At 64.8% G+C, this 20,578-nt stretch carries 25 protein-coding genes; 10 read left to right on the top strand and 15 right to left on the bottom strand.

Going from position 1 to position 20,578, the window contains the following annotated elements; genetic code table 11:
• Positions 1-45 precede the first annotated feature (45 nt).
• From phnK to phnG, 5 genes are read right to left on the bottom strand one after another with little or no spacing between them, the layout of a single operon-like run.
• Positions 46-816 (bottom strand): phosphonate C-P lyase system protein PhnK, encoded by a 771-nt coding sequence (gene phnK / locus ACGYLQ_RS17850; protein ID WP_394444180.1) that lies wholly within the window; start codon positions 814-816, stop codon positions 46-48.
• Entirely contained in the window at positions 813-1,682 is an 870-nt protein-coding gene (locus ACGYLQ_RS17845) for an alpha-D-ribose 1-methylphosphonate 5-phosphate C-P-lyase PhnJ (RefSeq protein ID WP_394444203.1), read from the bottom strand. Before ACGYLQ_RS17845 ends, phnK begins: the two co-directional genes overlap by 4 nt.
• 47 nt (positions 1,683-1,729) lie before the next feature.
• A complete protein-coding gene (locus ACGYLQ_RS17840) occupies positions 1,730-2,833 on the bottom strand; it encodes a carbon-phosphorus lyase complex subunit PhnI (protein WP_394444179.1) in 1,104 nt (367 codons plus the stop codon).
• Positions 2,833-3,393 carry a phosphonate C-P lyase system protein PhnH gene (gene phnH, locus ACGYLQ_RS17835; protein WP_394444178.1) on the bottom strand — a complete coding sequence of 187 codons (561 nt, stop codon included), beginning with the start codon at positions 3,391-3,393 and terminating at the stop codon, positions 2,833-2,835. Before phnH ends, ACGYLQ_RS17840 begins: the two co-directional genes overlap by 1 nt.
• The gene (phnG, locus tag ACGYLQ_RS17830) at positions 3,393-3,851 is read right to left on the bottom strand and encodes a phosphonate C-P lyase system protein PhnG (RefSeq protein ID WP_394444176.1); all 459 of its coding nucleotides are present in this window, start codon (positions 3,849-3,851) and stop codon (positions 3,393-3,395) included. The genes phnH and phnG overlap by 1 nt, the downstream gene beginning before the upstream one ends.
• 101 nt (positions 3,852-3,952) lie before the next feature.
• Here phnG and phnF point away from each other — a divergent pair, with 101 nt between their 5' ends.
• A complete protein-coding gene (phnF, locus tag ACGYLQ_RS17825; protein ID WP_394444175.1) occupies positions 3,953-4,666 on the top strand; it encodes a phosphonate metabolism transcriptional regulator PhnF in 714 nt (237 codons plus the stop codon).
• On the opposite strand, the gene ACGYLQ_RS17820 is transcribed toward phnF, so the two are convergent.
• The 5 genes from ACGYLQ_RS17820 to phnC all read right to left on the bottom strand — a co-directional run bounded on the left by ACGYLQ_RS17820 (position 4,663) and on the right by phnC (position 9,278).
• A complete protein-coding gene (locus tag ACGYLQ_RS17820; RefSeq protein ID WP_394444174.1) occupies positions 4,663-5,277 on the bottom strand; it encodes a chloramphenicol acetyltransferase in 615 nt (204 codons plus the stop codon). The two genes, phnF and ACGYLQ_RS17820, sit on opposite strands and share 4 nt — an antisense overlap.
• Positions 5,277-6,512, bottom strand: coding sequence for a phosphonate ABC transporter, permease protein PhnE (gene phnE, locus ACGYLQ_RS17815; RefSeq protein WP_394444201.1), 1,236 nt, complete (start codon positions 6,510-6,512; stop codon positions 5,277-5,279). The genes ACGYLQ_RS17820 and phnE (ACGYLQ_RS17815) overlap by 1 nt, the downstream gene beginning before the upstream one ends.
• Positions 6,513-6,577: 65 nt before the next feature.
• Complete coding sequence (gene phnE, locus ACGYLQ_RS17810; protein WP_394444173.1) at positions 6,578-7,456, bottom strand: phosphonate ABC transporter, permease protein PhnE; 879 nt, start codon at positions 7,454-7,456, stop codon at positions 6,578-6,580.
• 73 nt (positions 7,457-7,529) lie between these two features.
• A complete protein-coding gene (phnD, locus tag ACGYLQ_RS17805; RefSeq protein WP_271689405.1) occupies positions 7,530-8,438 on the bottom strand; it encodes a phosphonate ABC transporter substrate-binding protein in 909 nt (302 codons plus the stop codon).
• A gap of 45 nt (positions 8,439-8,483) precedes the next feature.
• The gene (phnC, locus tag ACGYLQ_RS17800; protein WP_394444171.1) at positions 8,484-9,278 is read right to left on the bottom strand and encodes a phosphonate ABC transporter ATP-binding protein; all 795 of its coding nucleotides are present in this window, start codon (positions 9,276-9,278) and stop codon (positions 8,484-8,486) included.
• Positions 9,279-9,709: 431 nt separating this feature from the next.
• Here phnC and ACGYLQ_RS17795 point away from each other — a divergent pair, with 431 nt between their 5' ends.
• The 6 genes from ACGYLQ_RS17795 to ACGYLQ_RS17770 all read left to right on the top strand — a co-directional run bounded on the left by ACGYLQ_RS17795 (position 9,710) and on the right by ACGYLQ_RS17770 (position 12,083).
• Entirely contained in the window at positions 9,710-9,964 is a 255-nt protein-coding gene (locus ACGYLQ_RS17795) for a hypothetical protein (RefSeq protein ID WP_209217383.1), read from the top strand.
• Positions 9,965-9,969: 5 nt separating this feature from the next.
• The gene (locus ACGYLQ_RS17790; protein WP_394444200.1) at positions 9,970-10,722 is read left to right on the top strand and encodes a ChaN family lipoprotein; all 753 of its coding nucleotides are present in this window, start codon (positions 9,970-9,972) and stop codon (positions 10,720-10,722) included.
• An 11-nt stretch (positions 10,723-10,733) separates the two neighbouring features.
• Positions 10,734-11,051 carry an antibiotic biosynthesis monooxygenase family protein gene (locus ACGYLQ_RS17785; RefSeq protein WP_394444169.1) on the top strand — a complete coding sequence of 106 codons (318 nt, stop codon included), beginning with the start codon at positions 10,734-10,736 and terminating at the stop codon, positions 11,049-11,051.
• A gap of 160 nt (positions 11,052-11,211) precedes the next feature.
• Complete coding sequence (locus ACGYLQ_RS17780; RefSeq protein WP_156505605.1) at positions 11,212-11,388, top strand: hypothetical protein; 177 nt, start codon at positions 11,212-11,214, stop codon at positions 11,386-11,388.
• A 5-nt stretch (positions 11,389-11,393) separates the two neighbouring features.
• Positions 11,394-11,558, top strand: coding sequence for a hemin uptake protein HemP (locus ACGYLQ_RS17775; RefSeq protein WP_082851946.1), 165 nt, complete (start codon positions 11,394-11,396; stop codon positions 11,556-11,558).
• A gap of 96 nt (positions 11,559-11,654) precedes the next feature.
• A complete protein-coding gene (locus ACGYLQ_RS17770) occupies positions 11,655-12,083 on the top strand; it encodes a YqaA family protein (RefSeq protein ID WP_394444198.1) in 429 nt (142 codons plus the stop codon).
• A gap of 3 nt (positions 12,084-12,086) precedes the next feature.
• On the opposite strand, the gene ACGYLQ_RS17765 is transcribed toward ACGYLQ_RS17770, so the two are convergent.
• Positions 12,087-12,608 carry a cell wall hydrolase gene (locus ACGYLQ_RS17765; protein WP_394444167.1) on the bottom strand — a complete coding sequence of 174 codons (522 nt, stop codon included), beginning with the start codon at positions 12,606-12,608 and terminating at the stop codon, positions 12,087-12,089.
• A gap of 182 nt (positions 12,609-12,790) precedes the next feature.
• On the opposite strand from ACGYLQ_RS17765, the gene ACGYLQ_RS17760 reads away from it, so the two are divergent.
• The gene (locus ACGYLQ_RS17760; protein ID WP_394444165.1) at positions 12,791-13,480 is read left to right on the top strand and encodes a UTRA domain-containing protein; all 690 of its coding nucleotides are present in this window, start codon (positions 12,791-12,793) and stop codon (positions 13,478-13,480) included.
• Positions 13,481-13,513: 33 nt separating this feature from the next.
• Here the strand turns inward: ACGYLQ_RS17760 and hutU are convergent, their stop codons facing one another.
• The 4 genes from hutU to hutI are packed head-to-tail and all read right to left on the bottom strand — an operon-like array spanning position 13,514 to position 18,733.
• The gene (hutU, locus tag ACGYLQ_RS17755; protein ID WP_394444163.1) at positions 13,514-15,181 is read right to left on the bottom strand and encodes a urocanate hydratase; all 1,668 of its coding nucleotides are present in this window, start codon (positions 15,179-15,181) and stop codon (positions 13,514-13,516) included.
• Entirely contained in the window at positions 15,178-15,978 is an 801-nt protein-coding gene (hutG, locus tag ACGYLQ_RS17750; protein ID WP_394444197.1) for an N-formylglutamate deformylase, read from the bottom strand. The genes hutU and hutG overlap by 4 nt, the downstream gene beginning before the upstream one ends.
• 11 nt (positions 15,979-15,989) lie before the next feature.
• Positions 15,990-17,528, bottom strand: coding sequence for a histidine ammonia-lyase (gene hutH, locus ACGYLQ_RS17745; RefSeq protein WP_394444162.1), 1,539 nt, complete (start codon positions 17,526-17,528; stop codon positions 15,990-15,992).
• Complete coding sequence (gene hutI / locus ACGYLQ_RS17740) at positions 17,525-18,733, bottom strand: imidazolonepropionase (RefSeq protein ID WP_394444161.1); 1,209 nt, start codon at positions 18,731-18,733, stop codon at positions 17,525-17,527. Before hutI ends, hutH begins: the two co-directional genes overlap by 4 nt.
• An 85-nt stretch (positions 18,734-18,818) precedes the next feature.
• Here hutI and ACGYLQ_RS17735 point away from each other — a divergent pair, with 85 nt between their 5' ends.
• A complete protein-coding gene (locus ACGYLQ_RS17735; RefSeq protein ID WP_394444159.1) occupies positions 18,819-20,177 on the top strand; it encodes a formimidoylglutamate deiminase in 1,359 nt (452 codons plus the stop codon).
• 109 nt (positions 20,178-20,286) lie between these two features.
• The gene (locus ACGYLQ_RS17730; protein ID WP_394444158.1) at positions 20,287-20,505 is read left to right on the top strand and encodes a hypothetical protein; all 219 of its coding nucleotides are present in this window, start codon (positions 20,287-20,289) and stop codon (positions 20,503-20,505) included.
• Positions 20,506-20,578: the final 73 nt, after the last annotated feature.

Genomic DNA, 20,578 nt, shown 5'->3' with positions numbered 1-20,578 from the left:
CCTTGCTCGGTATAATTCTGAAATTGAATGGTTTTCTTTGCATGCTCACACCTGTAGCACGCTAGAGACCAAAAGCTGCGTATAGCCGTGCTGCGGGTCGTCGAGCACCTGATCGGTCAGGCCGGTTTCCACCACATGGCCGTCTTTCATCACCATCAACCGATCCGCCAACAGCCGCACCACCGCCAGATCATGGGTCACGATGATGGCGCTCAGCCCCATCTCGCGCACAAGCCCGCGCAGCAGGTCGAGCAGCCGCGCCTGAACGCTCACGTCCAGCCCGCCCGTGGGTTCGTCCATGAAGACCAGCCGCGGTCCGGTCACAAGGTTTCGGGCGATCTGCAAACGCTGCTGCATCCCGCCAGAGAAGGCCGAGGGCCGGTCGTCGATCCGATCCTCATTGATCTCGACCCGGCCCAGCCAATCGGTGGCGCTGGCGCGGATGTCACCGTAGTGCCGCGCGCCCACGGCCATCAGCCGCTCACCCACATTGCCGCCTGCGCTCACGTTCATGCGCAGCCCGTCGCGGGCGTGCTGGTGGACAAAGGCCCAATCGGTGCGCGACAGCATCCGGCGCTGCGGCTCGCTCATCGTTACCGTGTCGCGCAGCCCATCGGCACGGGTGTCGAACCGCACCGCCCCGCGATCCGGGGTCAGATGCCCGGCTAGCGTGTTGAGCAGCGTCGACTTGCCCGAGCCGCTTTCCCCGACGATGCCCATAACTTCGCCGGGGTAGAGGTCAAAGCTGACATCGGTGCAGCCGATCCGCGCGCCATAGAATTTCGCGATGTTTTCAACTTGCAACAAGGGGGTCATGCCATGCCCTCCACCACTGGTGCCGCATCCGCGCCGCGATGCCCGGCGGCCTGACGGGCCGCGCAATAATCCGTGTCGGAACACATGAACAGACGCCCGCCTGTGTCATCGACGATCAACTCATCCAGATAGCTGTCCTCGGCCCCGCAGAGGCCGCAGGGATGGTCGGCCTTGCTCGCCTCAAAGGGGTGGTCCTCAAAATCCAGCGACACGACCTGCGTATAGGGCGGCAGCGCATAAATCCGCTGCTCGCGCCCCGCCCCGAAGAGTTGGATCGCGGCCATTTCCAGTTTCGGATTGTCGAATTTCGGGATCGGCGAAGGGTCCATCACGTAGCGCCCCTCGACCTTGACCGGGTAGGCATAGGCCGTGGCAATCGCGCCGTGCTGGGCGATGTCTTCGTAAAGTTTCACATGCATCAGCCCGTATTCCTCCAGCTCGTGCATTTTGCGGGTCTCGACCTCCGAAGGCTCAAGAAAGCGCAGCGGTTCGGGGATCGGCACCTGATAGACCAACACTTGATCCTCGCGCAGCGCGGCTTCGGGGATGCGGTGGCGGGTTTGGATGACGCTGGCCTCGGTCGTGGCTTCGGTCACCGCGACGCCTGCGGTCTTTTGGAAAAAGCGGCGGATCGAGACGGCGTTGGTCGTGTCATCCGCGCCTTGGTCGATCACCTTGAAGGTATCCTCAGGCGTCAGCACCGCGGCAGAGACTTGCACCCCGCCAGTGCCCCAGCCGTAAGGCATCGGCATCTCGCGGCTGGCGAAGGGCACCTGATAGCCCGGGATCGCCAGCCCTTTCAGGATCGCCCGGCGGATCATCCGTTTGGTCTGCTCGTCCAGATAGGCAAAATTGTAGTCGTTCATGCCCCGGTCCTCATGCAAGTCCTGGTCACTCTGTGTCATGGCAGGGTTCATTCCGCGGCCTCCCGTGGTGCGTCTTGCGCCGCCGCCGCAGCCTCGCGGCGCAGTTTGCGGATCAGTTCGAGTTCGGATTGGAAGTCGACGTAATGGGGCAGTTTGATATGCTCCAAGAACCCCGTCGCCTGAATGTTGTCAGCGTGATAAAGCACGAATTCCGCGTCCTGCGCAGGCGCGCCGAGGTTGTCTTCGCCCAACTCCTCCCAACGCAAGGCCCGGTCTACCAGCGCCATTGAGATCGCCTTGCGCTCGGACATGCCGAAGACCAGCCCATAGCCACGGGTGAACTGCGGCGGCTCGGTTTTGGAGCCTGCGAATTGGTTCACCGTCTCACATTCGGTCAGCTCGACCTCGCCGATCTCAATGGCGAAGCCCAGTTCGGGAATGTCCATTTCGACCGCGACTTTGCCGATGCGCAGTTCCGCGACGAAAGCGTGGTTGCGCGCATAGCCGCGCTGCGTGGAATAGGCCATGCCGAGCACGAAACCTTCGTCGCCGCGGGTCAGCGCTTGCAGGCGCAGGTCGCGCGTGGCGGGGAGTTCCAAGGGCTCGCGGGTTAGATCGCGCGGCGGGGTCTTGCTGTCCGTGTCGCGCTGCATCAGCCCTTCGCGGTCGAGGAATTCCATGATGTGCGGCGTCTCCTTGGGCGGTTCGGCCTCGGACGCTTCGGGGGCCGGGGGCACCTCACCATCGGCGGCGAGTTTGAAATCCAGCAGCCGGTGCGTGTAGTCGAAGGTCGGCCCCAAGACCTGCCCGCCCGGCGCATCCTTGAAGGTGGCCGAGACGCGGCGGTCGCAGGCCATGCTGCCCGTGTCCATCGGACGCGAGGCCCCGAAACGCGGCAGGGTGGTGCGATAGGCGCGGATCAGAAACACCGCCTCGATCAGATCGACCCGCGCCTGTTTGATCGCCAGCGCGGCGAGTTCGGGATCATAGAGCGACCCTTCGGCCATCACCCGGTTCACCGCCAGCGTCATCTGCTCGCGAATTTGCGCGACGCTGAGTTCGGGCACGCTTGCGTCACCGCGCCGCTCTTCGGCGAGCCATGCGTGGGCGTTGTCGATCGCCCGCTCGCCGCCTTTTACCGCTACATACATCAGGACACCTTTGTGCTTCGGGGCAGCGCCGCCAGACGGTCGCCGCAGGTGAAAATGAAATCCAGCCCACGCGGGAAGAGCGCCGCGTTTTGTTGGAAGGCGGCGCGCTCGGGCAGAGACAATGCCGCGCTGTCTTTGATGCCGGGGCCGGAGAGGGCCGCGCCCTCGGCGCGCAGATCATCCACCTCGACGATCAACGTGGCAGAGCGGTCGGGGTAGGCGGCGGTCCCGAGGGGGAAGTCGCCGCGCGGCAGGTCGTCCCAAGCGCCCAAGGCGAATTGTGCCGCAGTTGCGGCGGCGAAGGGCGCGCCGGTGTGGAAGGTGATCCAGTCGCGCAACTCGGGCCGGTCGAAACCGGGGGCGAGGTAGAGCGGCGTTTCGGGGTCGCAAAGCGTCAGCAGGACGACCCCCGCGGCGGTGGAGAGGCCCGCAGGCGGTTCGGCCCCGGTCACGCTGTTGATCTCCCCCGGTTTGGCCATGGCGTTCATCACCGCGCGAAAGGCAAAAGCGGCGTCTTTGGGCGCGTCGCGAAACCCACCTGTCAGCGATAGGGTCTGCATCAGTCTTCTCCTCTGACCATGGTGAAAAAGTCGACCTTGGTGGCGGCGGCCTTGGCGGCACGGCTGGCGCGGCGCTGGCCCTCGATCTCGGCCAGCGGGTCGAGCAGTTTGGCGCGGACCTCATCCGCCGCATCGCTCTGCATCAGCGCGTCGGTAAGGGCTGCTTGCAGCGCCTTGTCGCGGCTGCGGCCCTGCACATAGGCGTGGCCGTCTACCCCATCCGTCAGCCGCACCGAACAGCGCGTGACCGACATCTCACCCATGTTGAAGGCATCGCCCACAGCGCCCATTCGGCCCCGCAGCATGACGCCGCCGATCTCCGGCGCGCGGAGCACCTCATGGGCGGGCAGGGGGCCGAAGCCCTCCCATAGCCGGGCGAGATCGCGGGCCTCGGCCCGTGCGAGCAGGCCCATCCACGCCTGCCTGTCGCGGGACTTTTCCTTGGTTTCAACCGTCATCTAGACACCTTGTGCATTTGTCTAATTTACTATACAACTAGACAAGAATTAGCCGCTGGCCTTCCGCTGGCGCAAGCTTGGATATGTGAAACTTCTGCGACATGGCCCGTACTGCGATCTGGAAAACCATCACCGCCGCCCTGACCCATGACATCGCCGCGGGGAAATACGCCCCCGGCGACCGGCTCCCGACCGAGGCGCAGTTGGCGGCGCGCTTTGGGGTCAACCGGCACACGGTGCGCCGCGCGATCAGCGACATGAATGAGAGTGGGCTGACCTATAGCCGCCGGGGGGCGGGGGTCTTCGTGGCGCAGCGGCCCACGGATTATCCCATCGGCAAACGGGTGCGCTTTCACCAGAACCTCGCGGCGGCGGGGCGGGTGCCAGCCAAAGAGGTTTTGACCTTGGAGACCCGCGCCGCTTCGGCCCATGAGGCCGCGCAGTTGGGGCTGGAGGGCGAGGCGCAGGTGCATGTCTATGAGGGGTTGTCGCTGGCCGATAAGCAGCCCATCGCGATCTTTCGCAGCATCTTTCCCGCCGCGCGGTTTCCCGATCTGTTGGCGGCGCTTGAGGCCAGCCGTTCCGTCACCACCGCCTTGGCGCAGGGCGGGGTGGCGGATTACACCCGCGCCTCGACCCGGCTGACGGCGAAGCTTGCCACCGCCACGCAGGCGCTGCATCTGCGGCTGTCCGAAGGCGCGCCGATCCTGCGCTCGGCGGGGATCAACGTGGACCCCGAAGGCATGCCGGTGGAGTATGGGGTGACTTGGTTCGCGGGTGACCGGGTCACGCTGACGCTCAACCCCGGCGACTAGCCGTATTTCTCCAAGAACGCTTCGGCGGGGAGGGTTTGAAAGTCCTTGAGCGACGCTTGCAGTCGGTCATGGGGCCAATCCCACCACGCCAATTCCTCCATCCGCGCGGCGATGCTTTCGGAAAAGCGGCGGCGCAGCGGTTTGGCCGGAATGCCAGCGACGATCATATAGGGGGCGACATCGCGGGTGACGATGGCCCCGCCCGCCACCACCGCGCCATGGCCGATGGTTACCTCGGGCCGGACCTGCGCGCCGTGGCCCAACCATGTGTCATGGCCAATCACCGTGCGGCGACTGCGGCGCAGGGCGAACCAGTCAGCGTCATTCTCGGCCCCGTCGAAGTAGTCCCCGGCGCGGTAGTGGAAGTGGTGCAGGCTGGCCTTTTCCATCGGGTGATCCGTGGCCCCGATGCGCACGCTGGCGGCGATATTGCTGAACTTGCCGACTTGCGTGTTGGCGATGTCGCACCAGCGGTCGCAATAGGAGTAATCCCCGAATTCGGAATGGGCGAGGCGCGTGGCGCGCCCGATCTCGACATAGCGCCCGAACTGCGTGTCAGTCACTTCGCAGTCCGGGTGAAGGAAGGGCGCATCCGCTTTGAGACGCGCCATCAGTGGCCCGCCTCATTGCCCGCGATCAGTTTGCGGCGCAGCCAGCCCGAGAAGCTGTCCATCGCCACGACCATCAGAATGATCAGCACGATGTAATAGCTCACCTCTTCCCAGTCTTTCTGGGTGATGATGGCTTGGGTCAGCAAAAGGCCGATGCCGCCGCCGGTGATCGCGCCGATGATGGTGGCAGAGCGGGTGTTCGACTCCAGATAGTAGAGGACTTGGCTCAGCAGAACCGGGGTGATCTGCGGGATCACGCCAAAGCGGTAGCGCTGCACGGGGGTGGCCCCGGTAGAGGCGATGCCCTCGATCTGCTTGTCGTCCACATTCTCCAACGCCTCGGAAAAGATTTTGCCGAAGGTGCCGGTATCGGTCAGCAGGATCGCCAGCGAGCCGGTGAGCGGGCCGGGGCCAAAGGCACGAGACAGCACGATGGTCCAGATGAGCCCGTCGACCCCGCGCAGGAAGTCAAAGAGCCGCCGCGCGGCAAAGCGCAGCGCGCCAAGCGGCGAGAAGTTCTTGGCCGCAAGAAACCCCAGCGGCAGGGCGATCATCGCCGCGCCAAAAGTGCCGAGGAAGGCCATGAGAACGGTCTCAACCAGCGCCCAAGCCACATCGCCGTGACGCCACATCTTGTTGGTCCAGAAGTCGTTCCAGATCGCGCCATATTCACCGCTGCGCAGCAACTCAAGCGGGGACATGCCGTAGTAGGGGCTGTCGAGCGTGAAGAAGAACAGCTCCCACCCGTTGAAATAGCGGAAGACCTCGGCGCGGTTGCGGGTGATCGTGAGGCGGCCTGCCTCCGTGGTCACGGCAAGACGGTTTTTCGAGGCGTTGATCCACGCGGGCAAGGGGCCATCGGGCAGGGTGGCGTTGACGCCGCTGCGCCCCGGCGTGGCGGTGATCAGCCCGTAGCCCGGCACGTCATAGCGCACCTCTGGCCCCAGTTCGACAGTATGGCCGTTGCCCAACTTGACGCGGGTCGTCTCGCCCAAGATGACCCAATCGGGGGCGGTGCCGGGGGCATAGCGGCCCTTGCGCTCGCCTTCGATGGCGATCTCCATCTCGCCGTTGCGGTTGTCGCGGGCGGCATGGGTTTTGTAGCTATAGCTGTCGGCCACCAGTGTCTTCATGTTCGACACGTTGATGCGGTCACCCAGCCCGGCCACGTCGAAGGCAAAGAAGACGTAAGTGAGATAGGCAAGGATCATCACCGGGGCGGCAAGGCTCGCCATACGTTTGCGCCGGAAGCTGCGGCTGGCGACCTGCTGAGCGGGGAGGGTGGAAGCGGTAAGGTCGGTCACAGGATGGCTCCCTTGTCCTTATAGGCGCGGCCATGGGTCAGCCGATCGCGGAAATGGCTTGAGACTTGGTCGACGATGATGATGGTGCCGAAGAGCAGCAGAAAGATCGCCGCCGCCTCGTCGAATTTGCCTTGGCCCCAAGACATCGTGTTGCGCAGGTCATAGCCGATGCCGCCTGCGCCGACGAAGCCGAGGATGGCCGAGGCGCGGATGTTGATCTCGAACCGCAGCAGCGCGTAGGAGAGGTAGTTGGGCGCGACCTGCGGCACGACGCCCAGAACCATGCGTTGCAGCCAGCCTGCGCCGACGGAGGCAAGGCCGTCCACGGGTTTGAGAGAGGCGTTCTCGTTCACCTCGGAAAAAAGCTTGCCGAGCGCGCCCACGGTATGCAGCGCGATGGCGATCATCGCGGGCACCGGGCCGCCGCCCAGAAGGAAGATCAGCACCAGCGCGATGACGATCTCAGGCACCGCGCGCAGCACGTCGAGGAGGCGGCGCAGCGGCGCTACGAGCCACGGGGCCGGGGCAAGGCCGCGGGTGGCCAGAAGGGCAGCGAAGAAGGCCAGCAGCGCGCCGATCAGCGTGGCGGCCCCGGCGATGTTCACCGTCTCGATCAGAGAGGGGAGGTATTTCACGAAATAGCCGGGCAGCAGATGGATACGCTCCCAAGCCTCGCCCAGCACATCGGCGGGGAAGTCAAAGATATTGGGCAGCCCGTTCCAGAACCCGCCTGCGTTGCGGGCATTGGCGGTGCCGAAACCGCCGATCAGCAGGGCCAGGAAAACGACCAGCAGGATCATGTTCATCACCCGCTTTTGTCGGGTGTGGGCAAGGTAATCCGCCGTGATCTGCGGTGCGGTGGTGGTCTGGTGCATCTGTCGTCCCCCTGTGACGACAGGCCCCGACAATCGTTGTCGGGACCTGCCAGATGTCTTGTAATCGCTGCGATCAGTTGGATTTCGCCTTGCGCGCTTCGACGATGGAAACATAGGCGTCATGCGCGATCGGATCGAAACCAAGGCTCTCGCCCGCGGCCACGCCGTAGGCGCAGTCCGCGTCTTTCTCGTGCAGTTCATCCACCAGTTGGGTCATCGTCGCCTTGACCTCTTCGGGCAGGGCCTTGCGCAGCACGACCGGGCCTTCGGGGATCGGCTTGGAGCGCCAGATTTCCACCAGATCGTTCATATCGACGAGGCCCGCGTCCACGGCTTTGCGCAGCGCGCCGGAGTTGTAGCCGTCTTCCCAGTTGCCCTGACCGTCGGCCCATGTCACGCCGCCGTCGACGTCACCGTTGTTGACCGCGACGATGGTCTGCTCATGACCGCCGGTGAATTTCACTTCGCCAAAGTAGTCGCCGGATTCCATCGTGGCACCAGTGGTCTGGGGGATTTCGATGGAAGGGATCAGGTAGCCGGAGGTGGAGTTCGGATCGCCAAAGCCAAAGACCTTGCCCTGCATGTCTTCAAGGCTCTCGATGCCCGCGTCTTTGCGCGCGAAACCGATGGAGTGATAGCCGTAGGAGCCATCGAGGTTGATCTTGACCAGCACCGGCTCGACCGCTTCGGGGTCTTGCAGATGCACGGCGGCATAGGCCGAGGCGCCCAGCCATGCCATGTCGAGCGTGCCGCCCAGCAGGCCCTGGATCACGCCGTTATAGTCGGCCGGGGCAAAGAGTTTGGCCGGAACGCCAAGGCGCTCTTCGGTGTAGCCGCGCAGACATTCGTAGGAGTTCATCCGGTCCTGCGCGTTTTCCCCGCCGAGGATGCCGATGCGGAATTCGTCGATCTCGGCACTTTGGGCCATGGCGGTGCCGGTGAGGGCCGTGGTTGCCAAGGCGGCGGCGATGAGCTTTTTCATTGTGTCGTCTCCGTTTGCAAAAAATGCCCTTTGGGGCGGGTCGTGTCAGGCTGGCACTTTGTCCAGCGTTTCGATCTCGGTTGAGGTGGCGGCTTCGGAAAAGCTGTTGTCCGCACCGTAGATTTCGCGGGCCATGCCGGTGGTCAGCTGCTCGGGCGTGCCGTCAAAGACGATCTTGCCGTCGCGCATCCCCACCACGCGGTCGCAGTAGCGGCGCGCGGTATCCAGCGTGTGAAGGTTGGCGATGACCATGCGGCCGTCTTCCTCATGAATGCGGCGCAGCGATTGCATCACCACCTGCGCGTTCATCGGGTCGAGGCTGGCGATGGGTTCATCCGCCAGAATGATCTGCGGGTCCTGCATCAGGGCGCGGGCGATGGCGACGCGCTGTTGCTGCCCGCCGGAAAGCGCCTCGGCCCGTTTGGGCGCGTGCTGCGCGATGCCCAGCCGGTCGAGGATTTCGATGGCGCGGGTGATGTCGGCATCGGGGTAGAGGTTGAAGATGCTGCTGAGCGTCGAGCGGCGGTTGAGCGTGCCGTGCAGCACGTTCGATACCACATCCATCCGCGGGACGAGGTTGAACTGCTGAAAGATCATCGCGCATTCCGCCTGCCAGCCACGCCGGGCCGCGCCGCGCAGGGCGGTCACATCGCGCCCCTGAAACAGGATTTGCCCCGAGGAGGCATCGGTCAGCCGGTTGAGCATCCGCAGCAGGGTGGATTTCCCCGCGCCGGAGCGCCCGATGATTCCGATCATCTGCGGCTTGTCGACCTTTAGGTTGGCGCGGGCCACCGCTGTGTTCGCGCCGAATGTTTTGGTCAGTTCAGAAATGACGAGCATAAGTCCCCCGGGGTTTGCGGGGCGACCTATCGCAGTGGTGAATGTCACGAATGTTTAAGTTTGACGAAGCTTTTGTAACGCGTCCCTTTTTGCGGAACGGCTGCCTAAGTCCGCGCGTTTGTGCTGGTTTCATAGGCGCTTGTGCGATGCCGCCGCCGCTGCGCAGGGCGCAAAAGAGGGGGCGTGCGGGGGTCAAAGAGTCGGTGGAACGCAATAAAACAAGGGCCTGCGAAATAGAGCTTGCGGAACAAACTGCGCGGATTAATGCTTTCTCTCTTAAGGCGGTTCAGATAGGGCCGCATCTGGTCAGGCCGCGCAATTGGCGCAGCGACCGTTAAGATCCTTGGCCGGATCACCGCGCGCGCAGTGTCCTCCACCCGCGCCCCCTATGGTGAGACAGGCCCCCGACAAGCATTCAAAGGAGCGCGTTTATGGACGCCCAAGTTATCGCATTTCTGATTCTGCTGCCGATCACGCTGGTTTTCGTCTACGCAGGCATCCACGAGTTTCGGCGCTACAAAAGCGAGGGCAAGGCGAACTACGGGTTGGTCTTTGACGAGGAAAGCGGCACCACCCATGTCAGCGGCATCGCCGAGGACGAAGACCCGTTCGACCCCGAAGACTTTGACCCCAACGATTACAACGACCCCGAAATCAAAACCGACACGGATGAGCGCAAATCGTGAGCGCGATGCGCCTTTGCGCCGCGCTGCTACTCTGGCTGGCGCTGCCCGCGAACGCTGACGCCCTCGCCGAGATCGTGATCTTGGGCGAGGTGCATGACAATCCCCATGCCCATCTCGAACAGGCCGCTGAGTTAAAAGCGCTGCGTCCTACGGCTGTGGTGTTCGAGATGCTCACCGCCGAAGAGGCGGCAAAGGCCGACGCCGGTCGCAGCCAGATTGCGCAGGCTTGGGCGGCAAGCGGGTGGCAGCACTTCGATATCTATGCCCCCATCTTTGACGCTTTGGGAGACGCCCGCATTATCGGTGCCGCCGCCCCGCGTGAGGCTGTGCAGCGTGTGTACCGCGAGGGGGCAGCCGCGCTCTTCGGGCCTGAGGCGGCGCGCTTCGGCCTTGACCAGCCCTTGCCGGAGGATCAGCAGGCCGCGCGGGTAGAATTGCAATTCGCTGCCCATTGCGAAGCCATGCCGCGCGAGATGATGGGCGGGATGGTCGCCGTGCAGCGCTACCGCGATGCCACTTTCGCCCGCGCCGCGCTCGCCGCGCTCAAAGCCTACGGCCCGCCCGTGGCGGTGATCACCGGCAATGGCCACGCTCGCGCCGATTGGGGCATTCCCGCCCTCATCGCCCGCGCTGCGCCCGAGGTCACGACCCATGCTATCGGCTTTGTAGAGGCCGAGACCGCGGTGCCTTTCGATGAGACCCGCCTCATCCCGCCCGCCGAGCGCGACGACCCCTGCAACGCCATGATCGAGAAATAAAGGACAGGCCCATGTATCTTGCCATGAACCGTTTCACCGTCTTGCCCGAGAATGCCGCCGCTTTCGAAGCGCTTTGGCTGAACCGTGAAAGCCACCTGAAGGAGAGCGAAGGCTTCGTGTCCTTCCACATGCTCAAAGGGCCCGAGGCAGAGGGGGCGATCCTCTATGCGTCTCACACCGTTTGGGAGAGCGAGGCGCATTTTCGGGCTTGGACGACCAGCGATGCCTTTCGCGCCGCCCATGCGCGGGCGGGGCAGACCCGCAAGCTGCACGAGGGCGCGCCGCAGTTCGAAGGCTTTAGCGCCATTCAGAAGATCGACGCTGAATAACGCGGGAGGGCCGGGGTTTCTATACTTGACTAAAATAATCAGATTAAGTAGCCGTTAAGGGAACCCGGGCGTTTCGCCGGGGTATGAACGACTTTACGCCGAAACCGTCCAAGCCACCGCGCGTCGGAAGCCCGGATGTCAATGGAAAGGAGCCCGCCCCGTGAGGACACCCGTGACCACGCCCGAGCCAATGGCCCATGCCCGGCTACAGACCCCATCCAACAACAGCTGGCGCGACATCGCGCTTGGCAGCAACGATGCCGCCGCCTGCGACGGTTTCGGGCTGGAGCATCTCATTGATCTGCAACGCGCCCGCCAAATGGGAGAGATGGCATGAGCCTGATGCAAAAACTGCCCGATCCATCGCCCGCGGCCCAACCGGCCCAAGAGGCTGTGCATGATGCCCGTGCCTTGGTGCCCAATGGCTCGACCGCGAATATCGTTTTGGACGGCCAGACCTATACGCTGCGCATCACGCGGGCGGGCAAGTTGATCCTGACCAAATAAGCCTGCGCGCTGTTCCAAAGCGCGGCTTGCCCTGTGGGCGCGGCGTCATTACTGACGCGCCATGCCCTGCCGTCTTTGCCCACTCTCGCCGCCGACATGCTGGCCCTGCTGAGCCTGTTCTTCGCGGCGCTGCTGGCGGCCACCCTGATTCCCGCGCAATCCGAAACGGTGCTATTGGGGCTGATGTGGTCGGGCGCTCATGCCACGGCGCTTCTGTGGCTGGTGGCGACGCTGGGGAATGTGCTGGGATCGCTGCTGAACTGGTGGCTGGGCCGCTACCTTAGTCATTTCGCCGATCACCGCTGGTTTCCCTTCTCGGCCAAGCAGATGGCCCGCGCCTCTGGCTGGTATCGGCGGTGGGGCTATTGGACCCTGCTGGCCAGTTGGGTGCCGATCATCGGCGATCCGCTGACCTTGGCTGCGGGCATGTTGCGCGAACAGCTTTGGCGGTTTTTGCTGATCGTCACCCTTGCCAAGGGCGGGCGTTACCTTGTGCTGATCCTCATCGCCCGCGGAGTTCTGTGACCCTCAGTGCGGGGTGATCCCTTCGAGCGGCGGCAGCGGGTTGGGCGCGGTCACAAGATGGGCGCGGCGCTTTTCGTAAAAGGCGTTGCCGCCCGCGGTCACCACATAATGCATGTTGTTGTAGTTCGCATTGTACCACGCCGCGTGAAAGAATCTGGCGCGGGTGACTTTCGGATGCCGCTCCCCCTGAAGCACGGCAAGTGCCGTGGCGCGGGCCAGCGGGGCGCCGCGGTCGGTCATCGGTTTCGTCATCACGCCGGGGGCGAATTGATTGGGCTGGCCGACCACACCGCAGACCGTGTTGGGGAAGGCGTCGGAGTGGACGCGGTTCATCACCACCGTGCCCACGGCCACCATCCCGTCGCGGCTGGAGCGGTTGGATTCGAAATACATCGCGCGGGCCATACACTCCACCTCATCCGCCGGAACCGCGACGACTTCGGTCTGTTTGCCACCGCAGGCGGCAAGCAGGCCAAGGCCCAAGAGCAAAGCGGCAGTGCGGATTTTCGGGGGCTGAACGCGCATGGGCGGCCTTTCTGGCTGAGGGGGCAGGTGGCGGGTAATTTTCCAGCAAATGCGGCGGGAGGCAAGACCCGCGCCCGGCTCAGGCGGTATCCCTCCGGGCGGGGCGCGCGGGGGGCGCTTGGGCTGGGGATTGATCTAGTGTAATGCTTGGTAAAACAGTCATGATCGCAGCAGGCCGTCCTATGAAAGTCACCTACCGGGATGTGAAAACCGACATCCTGTCAAAGATCACCAAGGGCGAGTGGCCTCTGGGCAGCCTTGTGCCCAATGAGGTCGATCTGGCCGAGACCTATGGCTGCGCCCGGGCGACGGTCAACCGCGCCATGCGCGAATTGGCCGAAGAGGGGTTCATCGAAAGGCGGCGCAAGGCGGGGACGCGGGTGCGCATGGCCCCGCTGCGGCAGGCCCGTTTCGACATTCCGCTGGTCCGGGCCGAGATCGAAGAGAAGGGCGCCGACTACCGGTATTCGCGGGTCAGTTACGCGGTTGAGCCTGCGCCCGACTGGCTGCGCGCCCGGCTCAAACTGGACGCGGGGAGCGAGGCGTTGCATCTGGTCTGCATGCATTACGCCGATGGCGACCCCTATCAATTTGAGGACCGTTGGATCAACCTCGCCACCCTGCCGCAGGCGCGGGAGGAGAGTTTCACCGATGTCGGGCCGAACGAATGGCTGATCTCGGCCATTCCCTTTTCGGATGTGGAGATCAGCCTTTCTGCCGGTCTGGCCGATCAGCGGCTGAGCGAATACCTCGCCTGCGGTCTGGGCGATCCGGTCTTTACGGTCGAGCGGTCGACGTGGTGGGAGGGGCAGGCGGTGACCTATGTGCGGCTGTCCTACCGCCCCGGCCACCGCCTGACCACGCGCTATTGAGCCGTCGCCGCGAGCGGGCGGCGGCGGCAGCGCTTAAAGGATACCCGGCAGGTTCAGCCCGTGTTCGCGGGCGCAATCGCGTGCTTCGTCATAGCCCGCATCCGCATGGCGCATCACGCCCGTCGCCGGGTCGTTCCACAGCACAAGCTCGATCCGCCGGTCGGCGTCTTCGGACCCGTCACAGCAGATCACCATGCCTGAGTGCTGCGAGAAGCCCATGCCGACCCCGCCGCCGTGGTGCAGCGACACCCAAGTCGCCCCCGAGGCGGTGTTCAAAAGCGCGTTCAGCAATGGCCAGTCCGACACGGCATCCGAGCCGTCTTTCATTGCCTCCGTCTCGCGGTTGGGCGAGGCGACGGAGCCGCTGTCGAGGTGATCGCGGCCAATCACCACCGGCGCGCTCAACTCGCCTGTGCGGACCATCTCATTGAAGGCCAGCCCCAGCTTGTGGCGCACGCCTAAGCCCACCCAACAAATCCGTGCGGGCAGCCCTTGGAAAGAGATACGCTCCCGCGCCATGTCGAGCCAGTTGTGCAGATGCGTGTCCTCAGAGAGGATTTCCTTCACCTTGGCGTCGGTCTTGTAGATATCCTCAGGATCGCCCGACAGCGCCGCCCAGCGGAAGGGGCCGATGCCGCGGCAGAACAGCGGGCGGATATAGGCCGGGACGAAGCCGGGGAAGTCGAAGGCGTTCTGCAAGCCTTCCTCCAGCGCCATTTGGCGGATGTTGTTGCCATAGTCGACCGTTGGGATGCCCGCGGCGTGGAAATCGACCATCGCCTGCACCTGCACCTTCATCGAGGCGCGGGCGGCTTTTTCGACGGCTTTGGGGTCGCTCTCGCGTTTCTCGCGCCATTCGCCCATCGTCCAGCCCTGCGGCAGGTAGCCGTTCACCGGGTCATGGGCCGAGGTCTGGTCGGTCACGATATCGGGGCGGACCCCGCGTTTCACCAGTTCGGGAAAGACATCTGCCGCATTGCCCAGAAGCGCCACGGATTTCGCCTCGACCGCGGCGGTCCAGCGGTCGATCATCGCCAGCGCCTCATCAAGGCTGTCGGTCTTTTCATCGACGTAGCGGGTGCGCAGGCGGAAATCGATGCTGTCGGGATTGCACTCCACCGCCAGACAGCAGGCCCCGGCCATGACCGCGGCCAAGGGCTGCGCGCCGCCCATGCCGCCCAAGCCCCCGGTGAGGATCCACTTGCCTTTGAGGTCACCGCCATAGTGCTGGCGGCCCGCCTCGACGAAGGTCTCATAAGTGCCCTGCACGATGCCTTGGCTGCCGATGTAGATCCACGATCCGGCGGTCATCTGGCCGTACATCGCCAGACCCTTCTTATCGAGTTCGTTGAAATGGTCCCAATTCGCCCAATGCGGCACGAGGTTGGAATTGGCGATCAACACGCGCGGGGCGTCCTTGTGGGTCTGAAAGACGCCGACCGGTTTGCCCGATTGCACCAGAAGCGTCTGGTCGTCTTCCAGCGCGCGCAGGGAGGCGACGATCTGGTCGTAGTCCTTCCACGTCCGCGCCGCGCGCCCGATGCCGCCGTAGACGACCAGCTCATGCGGGTTCTCGGCCACGTCGGGGTGCAGGTTGTTCATTAGCATCCGCAGCGGCGCTTCGGTCAGCCAGCTTTTCGCCGAAAGCTCGGTGCCGGTGGCGGGATAGACGTCACGGGTGTTCTTGCGCGGATCGCTCATGCTGTGCCTTTCAGGGTAGGGGCCAGTGCGGCCAGAGTTGTCAGGATATCGGTCAAATGCACGCGCAGCCGCGCGGCCTTGTCGGGGTCATAGGGCCAAGGCGGGGCCTCGGCGCCGAGGTATCTGCTTTGCGCCAGTTCCATCTGGATCGCGTGGAGCCCTTCGGCGGGGCGGCCATAGTGGCGCGTGGTCCAGCCGCCTTTGAAGCGCCCGTTGCTGACGGCGGTGTAGCCGGGTGCGGCGGCGCAGGTCTTTTCAACAGCCGCTTGGATCTGGGGCGCACAGGTGGCGCCGAGGTTCGTGCCGATGTTGAAATCGGGCAGCCGGCCGTCAAAGAGGAAGGGGATCAGCGAGCGGATCGAGTGGCAGTCATAGAGGATCGCGACCCCATGCAGGTCGCGAACGCGGGCCAGTTCGGCCTTGAGTGCCGCGTGATAGGGCGTGTGGTATGCCACGCGGCGGGCCTCAACCTCGGCTGCGTCGGGCGGGGTGGTCCAGATGTCTTGCCCGTCGAAATCCGTAAGCGGCACCAGCCCGGTGGTGTTCTGCCCGGGGTAGAGCGATGCGCCCGAAGGGTCGCGGTTGGCGTCGATGACATAGCGGTGGAAGGTGGCGCGCACCGTGGTCGCGCCGGGCAGCAACCCGTCGTAGAGCCGGTCGATATGCCAGTCGGTATCCGCCAATTCCCGCCCGCGCGGGTTCAGGTCGCGCCGGATGGCCTCGGGCAGGTCGGTCCCGGTATGGGGCAGGCCGAGCACGATGGGGCTGTCGCCGCGGGTGATCTCGACGGGTGTGATCTCAGCGGGGGTCATGTGGAAAGCCCCGGCATCTCGCAGGCGGCGGCACGGGTGATCTCACCGCCCGCTACCATCCGTGCCGCGCGTTCCAGATCGGGGGCGAGGTAGCGGTCCTCCTCCAGTGTCGCGACCTCTTCGCGGACCCGCGCGACCACCCGCTGCAACGTCTCGCTGGTGGCCAGCGGCGCGCGAAAGTCGATGCCCTGCGCGGCGCAGAGCAGTTCCACCCCAAGGATGCGGTTCAGGTTCTCGATCATCTGCCCCAGCCGCCTTGCGCCATGGGCGGCCATGCTGACGTGATCCTCTTGGTTGGCCGAGGTCGGCGTGCTGTCGGTGACGCAGGGGTTGGCGAGATGCTTGTTCTCGCTCATCAACGCGGCGGTGGTGACTTCGGCGATCATATAGCCGCTGTTGAGGCCGGGGGTCGGCGTCAGGAAGGGCGGCAGGTTGAAGCTGAGCACCGGGTCCACGATCAGCGCCACCCGGCGCTGCGCGATGGCGCCGATCTCGGCCACGGCGAGGGCGATCATATCGGCGGCGAAACCCACCGGCTCGGCATGGAAATTCCCGCCCGAGACGATGATGTCCGCCCCCGTCAGCACCAGCGGGTTGTCGGTGGCGGCATTGGCTTCGACCTCCAGCGTGGCGGCGGCCATGCGCAGCACGTCCATCGCGGCCCCCGTCACCTGCGGCTGGCATCGGATGCAATAGGGGTCTTGGACACGGGCATCATTCGCCACATGGCTTTCGCGGATTTCCGAGCCATTGAGCAGGGCGCGCATCGTCTCGCCCGCTTCGATTTGGCCCCGGTGGCCGCGCAGGGCATGGATTTCGGGTTGCAGCGGCGCGGTCGAGCCCATGATCGCATCCGTCGACAGGGCCGAGATCACCAGCGCCGAGTTCGCGGCCTGCCATGCGTCGAAGAGCCCCGCCAGCGCGAAGGCGGTGGAAAATTGCGTGCCGTTGATCAGCGCCAGCCCTTCCTTGGGGCCGAACTCCAGCGGGGTGAGACCCGCGGCGGCCAGCGCCGCGCCGCCCGTCATGACGCGACCCTCGAACTCTGCCTCGCCATGGCCCATCATCACGGCGGCCATATGCGCCAAGGGGGCCAGATCGCCCGAGGCCCCGACCGACCCTTGCGCCGGGATCACCGGGGTCACGCCCCGCTCCAGCATGGCTTCGATCAGGTCCACGACCGCCAGCCGCACGCCCGAGGCACCGCGCCCGAGGCTCAGCAGTTTGAGCGCCATCAGCAGCCGCGCATGGCCGCGCGGGATCGCGGGGCCAACACCGCAGCAATGCGACAGGATCAGGTTGCGTTGCAGTGCCGCCGTATCCTCCGCCGCGATCTTGACCGAGGCGAGCTTTCCGAAACCGGTGTTCACGCCGTAAACGGCATCCTCCCCCGCCACGGCCCGCGCGATGCGGGCATGGGCCTCTTCAATCGCGGGGCGGCAGGCGGGGTCGAGCCGCACCGATGCCTCTTCGCGGTAGATGCGGGCGAGATCGTTCAAAGTGGCCGCGCCGGGGGTGAGGGTCAGGGTGGTCACGATTGGCCTCCGAAAATGCGGGAATGAAGCGGGTTGAAGCCGATGCGATAGGCAAGCTCGGCCGGGTGTTTAATGTCCCAAACGGCGAGGTCGGCGCGCAGGCCGGGGCGGATCATGCCGCAATCCGCCAGCCCGAGCGCGCGGGCAGCGTGCTGCGTGGCGCCGCGCAGCGCCTCTTCCGGTGTCAGGCGGAACAGGGTGCAGCCCATGTTGAGGGTCAGCAGCAGCGAGTTCAGCGGCGATGAGCCGGGGTTGATATCCGTCGCCAGCGCCATCGGCACGCCATGGCGGCGCAGCAGGTCTATGGGCGGCGACTGAGTCTCGCGCAAGGTATAGAAGGCACCGGGCAGCAGAACGGCGACGCTGCCCGCCTTGGCCATCGCGCTCACGCCGCTCTCATCAAGGTATTCGATATGATCCGCCGAGAGCGCGCCATAGGAGGCCGCGAGTCGCGCGCCGCCCAAGTTCGACAATTGCTCGGCATGGAGTTTCACCGGCAGGCCCAATTCCCGCGCCAGGTCAAAGACCCGTGCGATCTGGGCCGGCTGAAAGGCGATGCCCTCGCAGAACCCGTCGACCGCATCGACCAGCCCTTCGGCATGGGCGGCGCGCAGGGCGGGGAGGCAGACTTCGTCGATATAGGCATCCGCGCGGCCTGCGTATTCAGCAGGCACCGCATGGGCGCCGAGGAAGGTGGTGGAGACGCGGATCGGGCGCTGCTGGCCAATGGCGCGGGCGGTGCGGAGCATGCGCAGCTCGGTCTCGATATCCAGACCGTAGCCGGATTTGACTTCGATGGCCGTGACCCCTTCAGCGATCAGCACGTCGACGCGGCGCAGGGCATCGGCCAGCAACTCTGCCTCATCGGCGGCGCGGGTAGCGGTGACGGTTGAGACGATGCCGCCCCCGGCGCGGGCGATTTCCTCATAGCTGGCCCCCTCCAGCCGCATCTCGAACTCCCGCGCGCGGTCGCCGCCGTGCACGATATGGGTGTGGCAATCGATCAGCCCGGGGGTGACGAGGCGCTGACCCAGCGATTCGGCGGGCAGGTCGCGGTAGCCTTGCGGCAGATCACCGCGCGGGCCGACCCATGCAATCTGGCCCTCGGCAATCGCAATCGCCGCATCTTCGATCAAACCATAGGGCTGTGGGCCATCCATCGTCGCCGCCGTGAGGTCGACCAAGACCCGATCCTGCGCTGTCATCTTATCGCCTCCTCCTAAGGTTTCGCTTTTCTACATCGGTTTTATTAGTTATATGTCTATACATAAAGAAGCAGAGGGCCGTCAAATGATTTTCGCTACACATGCAAAACTGCCGCAGGGATGGGCGCGCGATGTTCGGATCACGGTTGCCGATGGGCGGGTGACGCAGGTTGAGACCGGGCAGGCACCGCAGGCCGATGACACCCATGTCGACACCCTGCTGCCCGCGCTGGCCAATCTGCACAGCCACAGCTTCCAACGCGCCATGGCCGGGATGACCGAGACGCGCTTGGCCGGGAAGGACAGTTTCTGGACATGGCGTGATTTGATGTATCGCTTCACCGCCCATCTGACGCCCGCGCATATCGAAGCCATCGCGGCCTTCGTCTTCCTAGAGATGCAAGAGGCCGGTTTCGCCAGCGTGGGAGAGTTTCACTACCTCCACCACCAGCCCGACGGCACGCCCTATGACGATCTGGGTGAGCTATCGGCCCGGATCGCGGCGGCGGCAGCGCAGACGGGGATCGGGCTGACCCATCTGCCGGTGCTCTATACCTATGGCGGGGCGGGGCAGCAGCCCTTGCAGGCGGGGCAGGCGCGCTTTGGCAATGGGGTGGCGCGCTTCGGCGCGCTGGTTGAGCAGGCGCAGCGGGCGGTGCGGGACCTGCCCCCCGATTGCCGCGTCGGCATCGCGCCCCATTCGCTCCGCGCCACCGCTCCGGCGGAATTGGCCGAGGTGCTGGCCGCCCATCCTGATGTGCCGGTCCATATCCACATCGCCGAACAGCCCAAAGAGGTCTTGGATATCTCCGCTTGGCTTGGCGCGCGCCCGGTCGAGTGGTTGCTGGCCAATGCCGAGGTGGCCGAGAACTGGTGCCTGATCCACGCCACCCATATGACGGAAGGTGAGACCGCCGCCATGGCCCACAGCGGCGCGGTGGCAGGGCTTTGCCCGGTGACGGAGGCCAATCTGGGCGATGGGCCGTTCAACGGGCCGGGCTACCTTGCCGCCGGGGGGCGGTTTGGCATCGGATCGGATTCCAACGTGTTGATTTCGCTGACTGAGGAATTGCGCACGCTGGAATATTCGCAACGTCTGCGGGATTTGGCACGCAATGTGATGGTGGCGGGCGAAGGTTCGGTCGGGGCGGCGCTTTACACAGGTGCGGCGCGTGGCGGGGCCCAAGCGCTTGGCCGGGGCCGGGGCGAGATCGCGGTCGGCGAATGGGCCGATCTTGTGGCGATCGACAGCCAAGACCCGGCGCTCTGCGCGCTGCGGCCTGACCAATTGCTCGACGGTCTGGCCTTTGCCGCCAAGGACCGGGTGGTGACCGATCTGTGGTCGGCGGGCCGCCATGCGGTGACGGGCGGGCGGCACCGGCAGCGGGATCGGATCGTGGCGGGTTACCGTCGCACCATGGCAGAGGTGATGGCGCTTTTGTGAAACCTTCCCTTTTCGGGAACTTTGGCACGGCTTGCCGGGTTGGCCCGGTAACGAGGACCGCGCGAAGTGCTGCGCGGCACAGCCCGAAGACAGCGAAAGGGAGCGGATTATGAGTCCACCAGACACGAACCTCAAAAAACAGGAAAGCCGTCACAAATGGCCCCTGATTGGCATGGCGCTTGTGGTGATCTTTGGCGTCGGGATCATCGTCTATTGGACGGGCGAGGAAGTCGCCACCGCGCCTGAGACGGAAGAAGAAGTGATCGTCGACGAGGAAAACGCCATTGAAGGCGACGATGAAGCATCCGTGCCGATCGCCCCTGATTAGGGTCAGGATTCATAACCAGTAGATGACGGTTGCTGCGAGCGCGATGGCTGAGAGAAAGACCTTTGGACAGCGG

It is taken from the genome of Sulfitobacter sp. 1A12779 (genome assembly GCF_043557315.1).
GTDB lineage: Bacteria > Pseudomonadota > Alphaproteobacteria > Rhodobacterales > Rhodobacteraceae > Sulfitobacter > Sulfitobacter faviae.
Note: the sequence above shows the minus strand (reverse complement) of the source record. Positions and strands in the feature narration are given on the sequence as shown.